This window comes from Adhaeretor mobilis, from assembly GCF_007741515.1.
In the GTDB taxonomy this organism is placed as follows: domain Bacteria; phylum Planctomycetota; class Planctomycetia; order Pirellulales; family Lacipirellulaceae; genus Adhaeretor; species Adhaeretor mobilis.
In genome coordinates, this window is the sequence record NZ_CP036263.1 from 4,228,832 (window position 1) to 4,244,238 (window position 15,407).

Annotated in this window: 17 protein-coding genes; 13 read left to right on the top strand and 4 right to left on the bottom strand. The window is 54.8% G+C overall.

Translation table 11 applies throughout. From position 1 onward, the window contains the following. Position 1: 1 nt before the first annotated feature. The 8 genes from HG15A2_RS16635 (at position 2) to HG15A2_RS16670 (ending at position 5,311) form a co-directional block, all read left to right on the top strand. Positions 2 to 1,048 (top strand): cytochrome c oxidase subunit 3, encoded by a 1,047-nt coding sequence (locus HG15A2_RS16635; RefSeq protein ID WP_145061483.1) that lies wholly within the window; start codon positions 2 to 4, stop codon positions 1,046 to 1,048. A gap of 67 nt (positions 1,049 to 1,115) precedes the next feature. Continuing rightward, a complete protein-coding gene (locus HG15A2_RS16640; RefSeq protein WP_145061485.1) occupies positions 1,116 to 1,592 on the top strand; it encodes a cytochrome C oxidase subunit IV family protein in 477 nt (158 codons plus the stop codon). 108 nt (positions 1,593 to 1,700) lie between these two features. Then, positions 1,701 to 2,657, top strand: coding sequence for an ABC transporter ATP-binding protein (locus HG15A2_RS16645; protein ID WP_145061487.1), 957 nt, complete (start codon positions 1,701 to 1,703; stop codon positions 2,655 to 2,657). Between the two features lie 10 nt (positions 2,658 to 2,667). Continuing rightward, on the top strand, positions 2,668 to 3,477 hold the full coding sequence (locus tag HG15A2_RS16650; protein ID WP_218932026.1) for an ABC transporter permease: 810 nt from the start codon (positions 2,668 to 2,670) through the stop codon (positions 3,475 to 3,477). Further along, on the top strand, positions 3,474 to 4,124 hold the full coding sequence (locus tag HG15A2_RS16655; RefSeq protein WP_218932027.1) for an SCO family protein: 651 nt from the start codon (positions 3,474 to 3,476) through the stop codon (positions 4,122 to 4,124). The genes HG15A2_RS16650 and HG15A2_RS16655 overlap by 4 nt, the downstream gene beginning before the upstream one ends. Next, the gene (locus HG15A2_RS16660; protein ID WP_246117767.1) at positions 4,121 to 4,639 is read left to right on the top strand and encodes a DUF420 domain-containing protein; all 519 of its coding nucleotides are present in this window, start codon (positions 4,121 to 4,123) and stop codon (positions 4,637 to 4,639) included. The genes HG15A2_RS16655 and HG15A2_RS16660 overlap by 4 nt, the downstream gene beginning before the upstream one ends. Before the next feature lie 52 nt (positions 4,640 to 4,691). Further along, positions 4,692 to 4,967, top strand: a complete 276-nt coding sequence (locus HG15A2_RS16665; RefSeq protein ID WP_145061493.1) for a hypothetical protein — start codon at positions 4,692 to 4,694, stop codon at positions 4,965 to 4,967. Between the two features lie 38 nt (positions 4,968 to 5,005). Then, positions 5,006 to 5,311: a putative quinol monooxygenase gene (locus HG15A2_RS16670; protein WP_145061495.1), complete on the top strand. Its 306-nt coding sequence runs from the start codon at positions 5,006 to 5,008 to the stop codon at positions 5,309 to 5,311. A 6-nt stretch (positions 5,312 to 5,317) separates the two neighbouring features. Here HG15A2_RS16670 and HG15A2_RS24155 read toward each other — a convergent pair whose 3' ends face one another. After that, complete coding sequence (locus HG15A2_RS24155) at positions 5,318 to 5,797, bottom strand: DUF983 domain-containing protein (protein ID WP_145061497.1); 480 nt, start codon at positions 5,795 to 5,797, stop codon at positions 5,318 to 5,320. Positions 5,798 to 5,815: 18 nt separating this feature from the next. On the opposite strand from HG15A2_RS24155, the gene HG15A2_RS24160 reads away from it, so the two are divergent. Further along, the gene (locus tag HG15A2_RS24160) at positions 5,816 to 5,992 is read left to right on the top strand and encodes a hypothetical protein (RefSeq protein WP_218932029.1); all 177 of its coding nucleotides are present in this window, start codon (positions 5,816 to 5,818) and stop codon (positions 5,990 to 5,992) included. 158 nt (positions 5,993 to 6,150) lie between these two features. On the opposite strand, the gene HG15A2_RS16680 is transcribed toward HG15A2_RS24160, so the two are convergent. Then, complete coding sequence (locus tag HG15A2_RS16680; RefSeq protein WP_145061499.1) at positions 6,151 to 6,354, bottom strand: dodecin family protein; 204 nt, start codon at positions 6,352 to 6,354, stop codon at positions 6,151 to 6,153. Positions 6,355 to 6,838: 484 nt separating this feature from the next. On the opposite strand from HG15A2_RS16680, the gene secA reads away from it, so the two are divergent. Next, complete coding sequence (secA, locus tag HG15A2_RS24970; RefSeq protein ID WP_145061501.1) at positions 6,839 to 10,528, top strand: preprotein translocase subunit SecA; 3,690 nt, start codon at positions 6,839 to 6,841, stop codon at positions 10,526 to 10,528. Between the two features lie 48 nt (positions 10,529 to 10,576). Next, positions 10,577 to 11,965 carry a 3-deoxy-D-manno-octulosonic acid transferase gene (locus HG15A2_RS16690; protein WP_145061503.1) on the top strand — a complete coding sequence of 463 codons (1,389 nt, stop codon included), beginning with the start codon at positions 10,577 to 10,579 and terminating at the stop codon, positions 11,963 to 11,965. A 4-nt stretch (positions 11,966 to 11,969) separates the two neighbouring features. Here HG15A2_RS16690 and HG15A2_RS16695 read toward each other — a convergent pair whose 3' ends face one another. Both HG15A2_RS16695 and HG15A2_RS16700 read right to left on the bottom strand, forming a co-directional pair. Further along, positions 11,970 to 12,824 (bottom strand): rhomboid family intramembrane serine protease, encoded by an 855-nt coding sequence (locus tag HG15A2_RS16695; RefSeq protein ID WP_145061505.1) that lies wholly within the window; start codon positions 12,822 to 12,824, stop codon positions 11,970 to 11,972. 76 nt (positions 12,825 to 12,900) lie between these two features. Next, complete coding sequence (locus HG15A2_RS16700; protein ID WP_145061507.1) at positions 12,901 to 13,152, bottom strand: hypothetical protein; 252 nt, start codon at positions 13,150 to 13,152, stop codon at positions 12,901 to 12,903. Between the two features lie 322 nt (positions 13,153 to 13,474). Between HG15A2_RS16700 and HG15A2_RS16705 the strand changes: the two genes are divergently transcribed. Beyond that, positions 13,475 to 14,503 (top strand): ABC transporter ATP-binding protein, encoded by a 1,029-nt coding sequence (locus HG15A2_RS16705; protein WP_145061509.1) that lies wholly within the window; start codon positions 13,475 to 13,477, stop codon positions 14,501 to 14,503. 18 nt (positions 14,504 to 14,521) lie between these two features. After that, complete coding sequence (locus HG15A2_RS16710; protein WP_145061511.1) at positions 14,522 to 15,337, top strand: ABC transporter permease; 816 nt, start codon at positions 14,522 to 14,524, stop codon at positions 15,335 to 15,337. Positions 15,338 to 15,407: the final 70 nt, after the last annotated feature.

Here is a 15,407-nt window from a genome sequence, read left to right on the forward strand (position 1 = left end):
TATGAGCGACGATCATCACCAAGGCTTCGACTACCAGCCCGCACTGCCGATTCCCAACGGCAAGCTCTGCCTGTGGCTTTTCCTGTCCACGGAGATCATGTTCTTTGCCGGGTTGATCGGTGCTTACATCGTGCTGCGTTTTGGAGCCGTCAATTGGCCCAGCACGCATGATGTGCATTTGGTTGAATACCTGGGTGCCATCAATACCGCCGTGCTCATTGCCTCCAGCATCACGATCGTGTTGGCCTTGGAAGCTTCCAAAAAGAACAATGCGGCTACCGCGCGAATGTATATGATCATCACGCTCGTTCTCGGTACCATGTTCTTGGGCGTGAAGGCCTTTGAGTACAAGGCGAAGTTCGATCACTTGATCTACCCCGCAATGCCTCGTAGCCATATCTACGAAAAGGCAGACGTAAACTACGCTGCTGCTGTACGCGCGAGAATCAACGCTTTAGTCGCGGAGTTGCCTAAGGCGGAAGATCGCACTGAATTAGACAACGAAAAGGCAGACGTCGTTGAGAGTGTGCGCGTAGACCTCGATAAAGCGGAACTGCTCATTCGCAATAAGCCGGATTCCCCCGACGGGCGCATCGCTCTCTGGGAACTGGCCGACAGAATTTATCCGCGAGCAAGCGTTCAAGGTCACCATCCAGTGGCCCCCTCGATGGCCCCCCCATCGTCGAATAGTGGGCCCGCGCCTCACGAACCCGCAAAAGCAGCCAGTACTTCACAATCTGGGTTTACTCTTGTGAGTGCGGAATCGAATGACGGTCATTCAGGGGGCCATGCAGTGGGACTCAATGATCAATACTCCTGGCTTCGCTTGCCAATCATGATTCCCGGAGGCAACCTCTGGGCTAGTACCTACTTCCTGGTCACAGGGTTTCACGCGATCCATGTCATCGTTGGTCTGATTGCATTTAGCATCCTACTAACAATGAACCTCGGTGCCGCGAGCTCTGGTGTCGTCGAGAACGTCGGCCTGTATTGGCACTTTGTTGACTTAGTTTGGATCTTTCTGTTTCCGATACTTTACCTGTTCTAACCCCTCAATTCATACGGCCCAGAGCACGTCCCCTTAGATTGCGGCTAAGCCGCAAGCGGTACTTAAGATGACTGACACACACGCGATTGATACATCCAACAGCGCTCACGATGATGAGCACCATGGTGGCAGCATCTCAACGTACATCGCCGTAGCGATTGCTTTGGTGTTTCTGACGGCATGTTCCTACTGGACCTATACCCCTTTCTGGCCGTTTGGCGATAACGTCGCCATCAAACGTCTGTGGATGATGGCCGTATCTTGCACCAAGGCTATGCTCGTCATCATGTTCTTTATGCATTTGAAATGGGAAGCCAATTGGAAGTGGGTACTCACGGTGCCCGCCTCGATCATGTCCATGTTACTCGTGCTTTCCCTCATACCCGACGTGGGCAGGCGCTTTCAGCACGCCTCGCACGAACGTATGATCTACGCCGCCGAGCGACCAGCCCTCGAAGATACTAGGCAAGACGAAGAGATGGACCTTGAAGAGCCGCTGATCCAGCTCCACTCTCCCGATGAGAAAACTCCCGTGAATCACTGAGGGTGAGATCGCGCTGACTTGCTCCCGTGAATTTACGAATCACGGGAAAGAGCTCACCAAGGCGCCCTCGCTTCTCGGCCGGCTCGATCAAGAATAGAAAACATTTTCATGGGTGAATCTTCTGCGATCGTTGTCTCAGAAGTTTCGTATCGCTACGGCGAGCGAGAAGCCCTCAAGAGCGTTTCGCTAGAGGTTGCCGAAGGGGAAGTTTTTGTCTTCCTCGGCCCTAATGGCAGCGGCAAGACGACCCTTTTTCGCCTGCTCTCTACGCTGATCCCGCTTCAGGCGGGTAGTGTCGCTATCCTAGGTAGTGATCTGACAACCGAAGCAGCTGCTGTGCGACGCTCGATCGGCGTGGTATTCCAAGCAGCTAGTCTCGACAAGAAACTAACCGTCGCAGAGAACCTCAAGCATCAAGGGCATCTCTACGGACTCATGGGACCAGTGCTCGCCGAGCGGCAGCGGGAAACTCTTGAAGCCGTTGGCATGGCGGATCGGCGGAACGACCTGGTCGAAACGCTCTCGGGCGGCATGAAGCGGCGTGTCGAGCTGGCAAAAGGGCTACTCCATCAACCGCGTCTCCTCTTGCTGGACGAACCTAGCACCGGACTCGACCCGGGGGCTCGCAGCGATCTTTGGAAGTATCTCGGAAAGCTACGGGAAGAGCAGGGCATTACCGTCGTACTCACCACGCACTTGCTAGACGAAGCAGAACGGGCCAACCGGTTGGCAATAATGCACGAGGGGCAACTTGCGGCGCTCGATACTCCTGCTGCACTGCGTGCCTCGCTGGGTGGGGATACGATTACTCTGTCACCATCAGGACAAAAACAAACAGTGCAAGCGATGGCGGATGAAATCTCGAACCGTTTCGATTGTCCCGCGATAATTGTGGGCGAAACCGTTCGCCTTGAGCAAGCCAATGGGCCCGCGTGGATTACGAAGCTCATGGACGCCTTCCCTGAGCAAATCCAAACCATCACCCTCGGCAAACCGACCCTTGAGGATGTGTTCATCGCACGCACCGGGCATCGCTTCTTTGGTCAGAACGAACCAGATGCGTAGAATGGCTATTATGGCAACAAGTACCACCACAATTCCCCCAACCTCGGCCCCTTCGTGGCTCGCGGCCGTCACATTGGCTGAACGTGAACTGGTGCGTTTCTTCCGCCAGAAGAATCGCGTGTTCGGTGCCCTAGGCCAACCGATTATTTTCTGGCTGCTGTTTAGCGAAGGACTCAAGGGCAACGATCTCGACTACACGCACTTCTTCCCTGGCACGCTGGTGATGATCCTGCTGTTCACCGCCATCTTCGCCACGATTTCGATCATCGAAGATCGCCGCGAGGGCTTCCTGCAATCGGTACTCGTGGCCCCCGCACCCCGCTGGGCGATGGTGGCGGGAAAGATCGGCGGTGGGGCGGCGATTGCCATGTTGCAGGCACTGCTCTTCTTGGCGCTCGGCTGGTTCACGCTGCCTCTGGAAAGCAGTTTTTTTGAAATCCTCCAAGCGGTGATACTCATGGGCGTTATTGCGGTTGCTCTTACATCGCTTGGTTTTTTACTGGCTTGGCGGATGGACTCCACAGCCGGTTTCCACGCGATCATGAGCGTATTCCTGCTGCCCATGTGGCTGCTCTCGGGGGCTTTTTTCCCTGCTGGTAGCGATGGGGTACTGGGCTGGATCGTACGGATTAACCCACTTACCTACGGAGTGAGCGGCTTGCGGCACTATTTGCGATTCGCGAGCGAGAATTCAGCCGCGGCTACTGAACCGCTCGCCTCGTTGCCGCTATGCTGGATCGTATCGCTGGCGTTTGCGGCAATCATGTTTGCCGCGTCCTGGAAGATTGCCGCCACTCGAAGCACGGGGGATTTGCTATGAAACCATCACTACTACCCATGTGGCTGGCAGTGCTTGCCATGTTCGCAACGGCCTACGGTGGCTGGAAGTACTACCAGGTTCAGCAATACCATCAGAACAGGAATGCCGTCTCCGCAGAGCGTCTCCCGCCGCTGGAAGAGTTTGAACTCACCAAGAGCGACGGTCAACCGTTCCGCTCCCAAGACATGCACGGCAAAGTTTGGGTCACGACGTTTTTCTTCAGTACGTGCCCTGGTTCTTGCAAACGCTTGAATGCGAACATCAAGTACCTTTCTTCACTCGATGACTTAGAGGAAATCACTTGGGTAAGCATTAGTGTCGACCCGGTGGTTGATACGCTCGATGTACTCTCTAATTACTCAGAACAGATGAATGCCGACCCCGAGCGCTGGCTATTCACGCGCGGCGAATTGGACTATGTAAAACGAGTCGGGCAAGATTTTATGAAGATGCCGGTCTCCTATAAAGGCCACCGCGACGATGCGGTGGTTATCGACAAGAACGGGCAGATCGCCGGGATTTACAACGCAACCAGCACGGCAGAAACCAAGCGCATGCAAGTCAAATTGAAAGAGTTGCTAGCCGAACCCTACACGCCAAAACAGCAAGTCAGTGGTTCTGAAGAGACCGACAAGGTGGCTTTGTGATCCCTGAGTTGATTCATTCGCCAATGGTTCACTTACTGGCCGCGCATCCGCTGGTTCATCTCAATGCGGGTCTGAATGTGTTGGCTACGATTCTGCTGCTCGTTGGCTACTTTCATATCAGGCAGGGCAGGGTGGAAACGCACGCGCGTACGATGCTCGCCGCATTGGCTGTGTCGACGGCGTTTCTGGTAAGTTATCTCACATATCACTACTTGGTCGGGCATGTGCAGTTCGGGCAAGAAGGTGCCGTGAAGACTGTCTACCAGACGATTCTCGCCACTCACATTGTGCTGGCCGCCGTCGTCTTGCCACCCATGGCGATCGTTACGAGTCTCCGCGGCCTGAAATCGCTCGGCTGGTGGCTCGGCAAGAACTTGAGCGATGCCCAGCGGCAAGAAATCCGACGCAAGCATCGCCAGTTAGCCTGCTGGACCCTGCCGATTTGGCTCTATGTGTCTGTGACGGGCGTGATCATTTACGTCATGCTCTACCATGTCTGGCCCGACACTGCGTGACAGGAACCTTTGACTAACCTAGAATAGTAAGCAGCCTCCCAAAGACAAACTCATGAAGAACATCAAAACTACAATTTGCGTACTTATCTGCGTAGCTGTTGTTGTACTGCTGGCCGACCTTGCCGAGGCGTGCCCTACGTGCAAGGACAGCATCGCCGAGAACGACCCTGCTGCGAAGTCGATGGCTGCGGGCTACTTCTATAGCATCCTGTTTATGATGTCGATGCCGTTCCTGATCTTGGGCTCGTTCGTTAGCTTCGCCTACTGGTCGATCCGACGCAGCTCGGATCCGACTGTTTCTAGCACTGAGACCACCATCCAAACCTGAGCCTTTCGGCCAAGTAGCAGCAAAGAAGAAGACTCAACATGATTGCCCTCTCTGTCAAATTTGACGTTGCCCCTGAACATGTCGAAGCTTTCCGCGTAGCCGTTTTGCAGCACGCCAAGAACTCGCTGGGCGAAGAGGGCTGCCGGCGGTTTGACGTGTGTATCGATCCGGAGGATGCTCAGCGATTCTTCCTCTACGAAATGTACGACGACAAGGAAGCTTTAGAAGTCCACCGTGCGGCCGACTACTTCACAAAGTTCGGCGACACGATTGAGAACTGGGTGACCGACAAAGATATTTCGCTGTGGAAGCTCGCCTCCGCGACTGCAGCCGACGCGGTTTAGAGAATCCTAGCCGCTCTTCTCAAGTTCACGAGACTCTTGCTCATTCGGCCACGGATCGAATAGCTCGTCAAACGCGATCCAGATTGAGCGTGCGTAGCGGAAGAACCACAGCGGGAACACGACAATTAGCCCCGTGAGCACCGCGAGTAGTTGCTTGCTGGTGAGCGTCTCGGTGAAGTAACAGCCGAAGTAGATCACTACGACCAGCACCGCCGTGACGCCGTAATTCACGTAGATCGAGCCCAGCAGGTAGCCCGGGGCTCGATTGAATCGCCGACCACACTGGGCGCAAGGGTCGTTCATGGCGAACCACCCGCTGAACAATCGTGTTTGGCCACAGGCGGGGCACCGTAGGCCTAGTGCTCGGGCGATTAGAGCAGCGAGTGTTTGCCTTTTGGGGCCGCTTTTCAAAGGGGTTGGCGATCTACCTGACATCTTATATCTCGTCTCTAAGTAACTGACGTGTGCTTGCACCCTCAGCGCCATCCCGCTAACTTGGCGGCTATGCAGAAAATCGCTCGCTTACTCCAGGTCACCGCACTCGCCATCCCCCCGATGGCGATGATCGCCGAACTGTCCGGCAATATCAAAGCCGGCAAGATGCTTAGCTTTCTGTTCGTGTCGGCTTGCCTGTTTGGTATTGGCTACTTATTGCAGCAGTACACCAATCCGAAGCTCTAGGGCAAATCCAGAGTCTCTATCGCAGTTCAGAAAACCGGGCAAGGCGTAGCTCGCTGGCTACTATCAGCAAAGGATCGGGCAGCATAAGGATTGCGGCAACCAGCTCAATTATACTCTATCGACTCACAATTTTCCGAACGACCTCACCTTTCCCGAACTCAGTCGTTTAGCACGAACGTGATCATCAGTGTGACTCGATAGCTGCTGATCTTGCCATCTTTGACCTCGACCTTCTGGTCTTTGACCCATGCACTTTTCACGTTTTCTAAGGTCTTGCAAGCACGGTCGATTCCCTCTTCAGTGGCATCTTCGAAGCTTTTCTTGCTGGAGGCGATAATCTCAGTTACTCGTGCGATACTCATAGTGGTAATTCTCCGTAAGAGTTCGGTTCAGGGCGTGTTCAGGGCCATCTGGGCGGGGGGAAGACCACCACTAGCCTGGACGGCCCAAGCCCAGCGGATCCAGGCCCGATTATGTCTGCTTTTACTGGCCGCGGCTAGCAGCCAGCTACGAGGCTTTAGTGATCCGCAACTCAAAGCCTGATAGGGGTTTATGCCGTCTGGGGAAGGCTTGAGGTGGTAGCAGCTCACCTTGACCAACCCTGTATATCGCAATAAACTTTTTGCTGCACCGATGTTACGACAAATCACAGGGGTCGCGAGAGCGACCAGCGCTGTGCGTCTAGCCAGAGGTCAAGCTAGCTGCTTAGCTAGAACGGCTTTGAGAAGTTCAAGCGACAGCAGTCCCACGCAACTGAGAATCTAGCTACGCTGCAGTAAACCGGCATCTCATAGCGAAACGCCCTCCTCCCGGGGGTATGTTTCACGACTGACTCAAGAGAAAACCATGGAAGTTTTAGAACGCATTTGGGAAATCCTCTCCGGCATCGGTAACGGCGTACTGGGTGGTTTCGAGCGCGGCATCACCGGTCTGTTTGGTTCTGCCAATGCGCGTTACCTGAAGAAGCTTAACTCAAAGATCAGCGCCATCAATGCGCTCGAAAGTAAGTATCAGCAACTTTCTGATGAAGATCTCGCCGCGCAAACGGTCGAGTTTCGCAAGCGTTTGGAAGCCGGCGAGACCTTAGACGATTTACTCGTCGAAGCATTTGCCGTCTGTCGTGAAGCAGGCGTGCGCTGGCTAGGTATGCGCCACTACGATGTACAACTCATCGGCGGCATGATCCTGCACGAAGGAAACATCGCCGAGATGGTTACCGGTGAGGGAAAAACCCTCGTGGCTACGCTGCCAGCGTATCTCAACGCGCTCACTGGCAAGGGCGTGCATGTCGTTACGGTGAACGATTACCTCGCTCGTCGCGACATGGAATGGATGGCACCAATCTTTACGAACCTCGGGCTGACGATCGGCAACATCCAAAGCGGCATGGATGCGGCTGAGCGACAAAAGGCCTACGCCTGTGATATCACCTACGGTACGAACAACGAGTTTGGCTTCGATTATCTACGCGACAACATGCGAAGCGCCGCACGAGACGACGATCGCTTCCCCAAACGGGATCAGCAAGCCCAGGGTCGCTTGAACTACGCCATTATCGACGAGGTAGACAATATCCTCATCGACGAGGCACGTACGCCATTGATCATCTCCGGCCCTGCTGAAGACGATGTCACCAAGTACGTCAAAGCAGATAAAATTGCCCGTCAGCTCAAAGAGAACGAGCATTTCGAGGTGAAAGAGAAGGAGCACACTGCACACCTCACCGACGACGGAGTGCGGGCCGCAGAAAAAATCGCCGGTGTCGAGAGCTTCTACACGGCGGGCAACATGCAGTGGCCGCATTTGATCGACAATGCTCTCAAGGCCCACCATTTGTACAAGCGCGACGTAAATTACGTCGTGCAAGATGGCAAGGTCGTAATCGTCGACGAGCACACCGGCCGCCTCATGGAAGGCCGCCAGTGGAGTGACGGGCTGCATCAGGCAGTCGAATCCAAAGAAGGTGTACAGATCAAGGAGGAGAACCAAACCCTCGCAACGATCACGTTGCAGAACTTCTTTAAGTTGTACAACAAAATCTCCGGCATGACGGGTACGGCTCTCACTGAGGCGGGCGAGTTCTGGAAGATCTACGAACTCGACGTCATCGGCGTTCCCACGAATCGCGAAATGCAGCGTCTCGAATTCCCGGATGCCATCTATCGCACAGAACGCGAAAAGTACGTAGCCATCGCCGAAGAGATCGAACGACTCACACGCTTCACAACCGTGGAGCTCAAAGGTGGCGAGTACTTCATCGGCAAGCTGATTGAGGAGAACGACACTTCCGTAACGCTCGAGCTTGTCGAAACGCGTGAGAAGAAAACCTTCGCTCGCGATAAGATCACGCATATTCAACTGCCGGGTCGGCCGATTCTGGTTGGTACCGTTTCGATTGAGAAAAGCGAACGACTCTCCAATCTGCTGCAAAAACGCGGTGTCGAGCACGACCTCCTCAACGCGAAGCAGCATAAACGCGAAGCGGAAATCGTGGCTCAGGCAGGCCGCAGAGGCGCGGTCACCATCGCCACCAACATGGCGGGTCGCGGTACGGACATTGTCCTGGGCGGTAACCCGGAAACGATGGCTTGGGCCCAACTGCAAGACACCTACCCGACCCGATTAGAGGTGCCCAAGGAAGAATGGAACGAGTTGGTCTCGACGATCGAGCGTCGCGAGAAGATGAAAGAGCAGGGCGAAGAGATGAAGGCATTGGGCGGCTTACACATTATCGGCACCGAGCGGCACGATGCGCGCCGTATCGACTTGCAGCTTCGCGGTCGTTGTGGTCGGCAAGGCGATGCCGGTAGTAGCCGCTTCTACTTGTCTCTTGAAGACGACCTCATGCGCATCTTCGCTGGCGAGTGGGTAAAGAACATGCTGACTCGACTGGGAATGCAAGAGGGCGAAGCCATCGAGAGCAAGATGGTCACCCGTCGTATCGAAGGCGCCCAGAAGAAAGTCGAAGAGAAAAACTTTGAGATTCGCAAGAACTTGCTCGAGTACGACGAAGTGATGGACGAGCAGCGCAAACGCGTGTACGGCTATCGGCAGCGAATTCTCGACGGCGACAACACGCGCGATTTGATCATGGAAATGATCCGTAATCAAATCGACGATGCGCTCACGACATTCCTCACAGACAGCTATGGAACTGAGTCCTTCGTTGCGGGAGCAGGTAATCTGTTGAGCGTTGAGCTAGCGGCTCGTGACTACCGCAACCTCAGCTTTGGCGATGCCGAGGGGCAAGCCCATGAGGCAGCGCTCTCACAGGCAGAGTCTCAAGTGTTCGATGCCATCGAGGAGAACCTCCCCGAGAGCGAAGAAGAAAGTGACTGGAATTGGACGGCGCTTGCAAAGTGGGCCAACACGCGTTGGGAGACCAACTACCGTGATCGCGATCTGAAGAAAATCGGCCCTGACGAGCTTGCTCAGCAGCTTATCGACGATGCTAAGAAGTCGATTAGCGCGATCGATCTCGATAGCTGTGCTCGCTATCTCGAACCTAATTACGGTGTGAAGACGGCGTGCGCTTGGCTGCATGACAAATTCGGAATCGAGCTGGCCCCTGGCGACATGGAAGCTCTGGAAGCTCGCGAATTTCTCCGTATCGCCCAAGAGAAGGCGCAACACTCCTACGATCAGCGTGAAAGCGAATTCCCTGTATTGGCTGGGCTCATGCGATTTAGCAATCGCGATCGCGGTGGCCAGCGTCAAGGCTTCCAGCGCGAAGATCTGGTCGCCTGGGCAAAGCGTCGGTTTGGCGTGGAGCTATCCCTCGACGATCTCAAGAACAAGCAGCGCGAAGAAATTCGCCAAATGTTGCTGGAGCATAGCCAGCAGAACAACGTTAAAGCGAACAAGGTGGCCGGCGAAGCAACAGAGCGAATCGAAGCTCTCTTCAACTCCTCCGCAGCGGATACCACGCTCGGCCAAGCGACTAACAACAATGGCAAGCTCAATAACCTTGCCAGTTGGTTGCAAAAAACTTGTGAGTGCGAAGTCAGCAATGACGACCTCGCAAAGCTCGATCGCGACGAGGCCGAAAGGCACGTGAGCCAACTCATCGAAGACAAATTTCGACCTGAAATGCGACGGTTGGAACGCTCTCTGCTCTTGCAGATCCTCGACCAGGGCTGGAAGGAGCATCTACGTGTGATGCAGCACCTTCGCGACAGCGTGGGACTACGCGGCTACGCCCAGATCGATCCCAAGGTCGAGTACAAACGAGAAGGCATGCGGCTGTTCGAGAAAATGTGGAACTCTGTCGGTAACTATGTAACCGACTTGATCTTCAAGATGGAACAACTCGACGAAGGTTTTGTGGGCAATACGTGGGTCGAATCGGAAGCTATCCACGAAGAAGCCCCTGCCGCTGCGACTATGGCCTCCGAACAGCAGGCTGCCATCGATGGTTCGCAAGGTGGCCAAAAAATCGAGCCGATCCGCAATCGCACGGAAAAAGTTGGTCGCAACGCGCCGTGCCCGTGTGGAAGCGGCAAGAAGCACAAGAACTGCTGTATGCGAGGCGGTTAGCACACGTCGCACCCTCATGACAGAACCCATGGGAAAGGAATCCCCTCGGTGGTTAGAAGCTTATTCTTCAATCGGCTGATGCCCTGGATGCTCAACGGCGCGTACGCCTGTGCAATTGGACTTGCGCTACCGTGGATCTTTTGGGCAGCATGGCAACATGGGAAGTACCGCGAGGGCTTCGCCCAGAAACTGCTCGGAATGGTCCCACGAAGGACACGTGACTCGCCCTCTATTTGGCTGCATGCGGTAAGTGTCGGCGAAGTGAATCTCCTCTCCACTCTCGTGAGAGAGCTAGTAGCCCGCCAGCCTGACCTCGAGATCGTGATCTCCACGACCACCAAGACAGGCTATGATCTGGCCCGCAATAAATACGATAGTCACACCGTGTTCTATTGCCCGCTTGATTTCACCTGGGCAGTGCGGCGGGCAATGCGGCGCATCCGGCCACAACTGCTGGTGTTGGCGGAACTGGAATTGTGGCCAAATCTTATTGCCGCTGCAAAGAACCAAGGCGCAAAGGTCGCAATCGCGAATGGTCGGCTCAGCGAACGCAGCCACCGGGGCTATAGCCACCTACATTGGCTCGTCTCCACTGTTCTCCAGAAGATTGACGCGATCGCCGTGCAGAACGAAGCGACTGCTAAACGTTTTCTCAGCTTGAGCGCAAATCCCGCAGCAGTTCACTGCACTGGCTCGTTGAAATTTGATGGCGCAGAAACCTACCGCCAGAACCCCCGCACTCAAGAACTAGCCAAGCTAGCGGGTATCAACTCGACCGATACCGTTCTGCTCGCCGGTAGTACCCAGGAGCCCGAAGAGCATCACGTCCTGGCCGCCTATCAGCGGCTATCGCAGGAGTATTCCACTCTACGCCTAATCCTCGTGCCACGGCATCCGCAGCGATTTGAGGAGGTAGCCGCCTTGCTCGATGACTCAGGAATTCCTTGGCAGCGACGTTCGCTGCTCGCCGCCGCCCAAACCAACGGTGCTCAAACTAACTCAGAGAAGCCGCGGGTGCTGCTGGTTGATACGATTGGGGAGCTCGGTGCGTGGTGGGGCACTGCCAAAATCGCGTTTGTGGGTGGCAGCTTCGGAAAACGGGAGGGACAGAATATGCTGGAACCCGCCGCCTATGGAGCTGCCGTGAGCTTCGGACCGCGCACCCGTAACTTCCGCGACATCGTGCGGGCGTTGCTCTCAGCCGAAGCGGCTGAAGTGCTGCGAGAGCCAGAGGATATCGAGGCCTTTACCCGGCGTTGCTTAGACGAACCGCAATGGGCCGCAGCCCTAGGCCAGCGTGCCCAGCAGGTAGTTGCATCTCACCAAGGAGCCACGGAAAAGACTGTCGATCTGCTAGAAGAATTGCTCGACAGGTTACTCGCGACGCGGTCTTCAGCTTCCGTCGTCTCGCACGTACCGACTGAGACGGCAGCCTAGCTTGCTAGGCGTCGGCGGTGCTTTCGCTCACGAGATGCTCGTGATCCCCAATATGTTCGGGGCAATAGCACGCCTGCCCCTCGCACTGCGAGCAATATCGGAACGGTATTCTGGGGGCTTGGTTGCTGTTCATTCCGCAGACGAGACATTCGTGCATCGGACCACGTAGCTTGGGCTGGGATTTTGCCTGAAAATCGCGTTTTCTTTTCCGGTCTGTGAGGTCCCGCAGGTGGTCGCGACCGAAGAACAGAAAGTAGTTGAGGGTCGATGCCAAGATTACTAACTGAAAAGGCCAGCGAGAGAAAACCAAGGCGTACCCATACATGAGCCAAGTCAGCAGACCCAACCACTTCAAGCGAACGGGCAGTATGAAGAAGAGATTGAGCGTCATGTCGGGCACGGTTCTCGCCGCGCCGAGAAACAGCGTACCGAACAAAGCGGCATGAGTTCCACCTGGCACGACAACATTAACAACCTCCCAAGGAATATTCCATCCAAACCACAGGATGAAAGCCACCGCTAGGTTCGCAAAATAGCTGACCAGTAGGTAAAGGTTGTAGCGGAAGGCTCCCCAGCGTTGCTCGAGAATTGTCCCGAACATGTGCATAAGCGACCAAGCGATTAACGCGAAAATGATGACCGAAGTGGCTGGCGGCGTGAAGACGAAACTAAAGAGCCGCCACGCTTGGCCTTCCATCACTTTGGGAATACTCAGCCGGATTATCTCGAGCGGATCGCCTTCGCCCTTTTTCGCGAAAGCAGCGATGTACAACAATGCCTGACCGGCGATCAGCGCGATCGTGAGATTGGGAATCGCAAATCGAGAGAAGTGTTTCTCCAGCCAGCGGATTGGGGACATAGAAGCGCAGGCCTGCTAGGAAGCGAAATAGCTGCCAGAGAATTGGAACTGCTTGCGGCAGCAGCAAGTACGAAGATCAAACAGCAGCGGAAACGCGCTCGTCACTAAGCTTGCTGTCGGTGCTACCCGGTGTGTCGGTCACAGTGACTGTCTGCGAACTTTCCTCGTCATCCTGCTTGAGCATGACATGTAGCACGCCAAATAGGGCAGCCACGCCCAACCACATGGCCGGGTAAGCCAGCATGACGGGTCCCCGTAGCATGACGCCGGCAACGCACCACGCTATAAATATTACGGGAATTGAGACTTTTAGGCTGGGAAGCTGCATCGCAATTGTGTCTTTCGAGTGCCAACCGTGAGCTGAGCCGCGGCCAGAAGGAATTCGATGATAATATTTCAATAACTCGCCATCATAAACCCCAATCGACCGCAGGCAATTACCAGTGGCCGACTGGGCCGGTTATTCTCTTATTATTCCGGAAACTCGCGGTTCTGAAAACAGAAGATATGGACGATGAGTTGAGATTCTAGGGTTTTCTCCCTTGGTGCAAGTGCCCACTCGCAGCTGCTACCCTATCACACTTTTGGGACGCTCCCTCGACGGTGCCGCTCCCGAAGTATGTCGGACCACGTTATACTTCCCTTTAATTATGAACGCTATTGAAATCCGTGGCCTTGAGAAGTCCTATCGCGTCTACCAGAAGCAAGAGGGGCTGCTCGCTTCTTTGACTGGGTTATTCCAACGCGAATATCGCGATGTAAATGCCGTCAAAGGCATCGACCTGGACGTCCAGAAGGGCGAATTTGTGGCCTTCCTGGGGCCCAACGGGGCGGGCAAGACCACGACGCTCAAGCTTCTCTCTGGAGTAATCAGTCCCAGCGGCGGACGGGCGACCGTGCTAGGACACGTTCCCTGGGAGCGCGAAAACTCCTACCGCCGGAAATTTGCCCTCGTCATGGGGCAGAAAAACCAGCTCTGGTGGGACCTGCCTGCGCAGGAATCTTTCAAACTGCATCAGCAAATCTACCGAATCGACTCGCAAAAATTCAACAACACCCGAGATGAATTAGTCGACTTGCTTGATGTACGTAATCTGCTTGGGCAGCCCGTCCGTGAGTTGTCGCTCGGCGAACGCATGAAGATGGAGCTCACAGCCGCCCTCTTGCATTCGCCGGAGGTTCTTTTCCTCGACGAGCCCACCATCGGTCTCGATGTAATTGCCCAGCACAACATCCAGAAGTTTCTCAAACACTACCAGCAAGTCCGCGGCATCACAATCTTGCTCACCAGCCACTACATGAAAGACATTGCCGCTTTGTGCAAACGAGTCGTCATGATCGCCGACGGTGAGATTATGTACGACGGTTCGCTGGAGGGGATCATCGACCAGTTCAGCGGGCATAAGGTCCTCACACTCCAGTTTGCCGAAGAGCGAATGCCCAGTGATTTGTCTCATTACGGCGAAGTTTTGGAAATTGTAGAACCCAAAGCAAAACTGCGAGTCGAACGTGGCGAGATCGCCGGCGTGCTTTCATCCGTGTTAGCAAGCCATAGTGTCGCGGACGTGAGCGTAGAAGATCCGCCGTTGGAGGACGTAATCGCAGATCTGTTCAAGCAGTCTACGAACAAACAGGCGGAAACGAAGGCCGCTGCTGCCCAAGCCACAATCGGAAAATAAAGAAGTCCTAGAGTCGTCATGGTAGCTCGCGTTCAAACCTGGTGGACTATTCTCAAGATTTGTCTTGAGGAGCGCCTCGTGTATCGCGGCGACTTTGCGCTGGGAACTCTCATGCGGTTCTTGCCCATCGTGACACAGATTTTCCTGTGGACAGCTGTGTTCGCCTCCGCAGCCGGCAATACGATCGAGGGCTACACCTCGGAAACCATCATCGCTTACTATTTGCTAACGATGCTGGGCCGAGCGTTTTCCAGCATGCCTGGATTAGCCTCGGGAATCGCGAAACAAGTACGCGAGGGCGAGATCAAGAAGTTCCTCATACAACCAATCGACTTGCTCGGTTATCTGCTGCTTGCTCGCATCGCTCATAAGTTGGTGTACTACACGGTCGCCGCCGGGCCTTTCGCCTTGGTGTTTTACCTGTGTGGCGATTACTTCCCGCCATTTCCCGGTATGCAGGTGTTCACAGCATTCATCATTTCGCTATTGCTGGGGTTCGCGCTAGGTTTCTTCTTAGAAGCATCCATGGGCCTCGTTGCCTTTTGGTTCCTGGAGGTTACCTCGCTACTATTTGTCTACATGCTGTTTAACTTTTTCTGCTCCGGGCATATGTTCCCGCTGGATTTCCTTCCCGAGCCCTATTTTACGCTCGTCAATTTCCTGCCACTGAAATACCTAGCCTACTACCCAGCAGCCATCTACCTCGGAAAAGTGCCGCCCGAGGAACTGTGGCAAGGCTTGCTCATTGAAACCGGCTGGGTCGTATTCTTCATCATCCTGAGTCGATACCTGATGAACGCTGGCTACAACCGCTACAGCGGCTTCGGCGGGTAGGAAATGTTCGATGTGAGATGTAGGAAGGTAGATGTGATCATTCATGGCCCGTAATGCAATTCCTTCCGTA

Bases quoted from the DNA above. Each gene is read 5' to 3' on its own strand.
- HG15A2_RS16635 (WP_145061483.1), top strand. From the start codon at position 2: ATGAGCGACGATCATCACCAAGGCTTCGACTACCAGCCCGCACTGCCG.
- HG15A2_RS16640 (WP_145061485.1), top strand. From the start codon at position 1,116: ATGACTGACACACACGCGATTGATACATCCAACAGCGCTCACGATGAT.
- HG15A2_RS16645 (WP_145061487.1), top strand. From the start codon at position 1,701: ATGGGTGAATCTTCTGCGATCGTTGTCTCAGAAGTTTCGTATCGCTAC.
- HG15A2_RS16650 (WP_218932026.1), top strand. From the start codon at position 2,668: ATGGCAACAAGTACCACCACAATTCCCCCAACCTCGGCCCCTTCGTGG.
- HG15A2_RS16655 (WP_218932027.1), top strand. From the start codon at position 3,474: ATGAAACCATCACTACTACCCATGTGGCTGGCAGTGCTTGCCATGTTC.
- HG15A2_RS16665 (WP_145061493.1), top strand. From the start codon at position 4,692: ATGAAGAACATCAAAACTACAATTTGCGTACTTATCTGCGTAGCTGTT.
- HG15A2_RS16670 (WP_145061495.1), top strand. From the start codon at position 5,006: ATGATTGCCCTCTCTGTCAAATTTGACGTTGCCCCTGAACATGTCGAA.
- HG15A2_RS24155 (WP_145061497.1), bottom strand. From the start codon at position 5,797: ATGGCGCTGAGGGTGCAAGCACACGTCAGTTACTTAGAGACGAGATAT.
- HG15A2_RS24160 (WP_218932029.1), top strand. From the start codon at position 5,816: ATGCAGAAAATCGCTCGCTTACTCCAGGTCACCGCACTCGCCATCCCC.
- HG15A2_RS16680 (WP_145061499.1), bottom strand. From the start codon at position 6,354: ATGAGTATCGCACGAGTAACTGAGATTATCGCCTCCAGCAAGAAAAGC.
- secA (WP_145061501.1), top strand. From the start codon at position 6,839: ATGGAAGTTTTAGAACGCATTTGGGAAATCCTCTCCGGCATCGGTAAC.
- HG15A2_RS16695 (WP_145061505.1), bottom strand. From the start codon at position 12,824: ATGTCCCCAATCCGCTGGCTGGAGAAACACTTCTCTCGATTTGCGATT.
- HG15A2_RS16700 (WP_145061507.1), bottom strand. From the start codon at position 13,152: ATGCAGCTTCCCAGCCTAAAAGTCTCAATTCCCGTAATATTTATAGCG.
- HG15A2_RS16705 (WP_145061509.1), top strand. From the start codon at position 13,475: ATGAACGCTATTGAAATCCGTGGCCTTGAGAAGTCCTATCGCGTCTAC.
- HG15A2_RS16710 (WP_145061511.1), top strand. From the start codon at position 14,522: ATGGTAGCTCGCGTTCAAACCTGGTGGACTATTCTCAAGATTTGTCTT.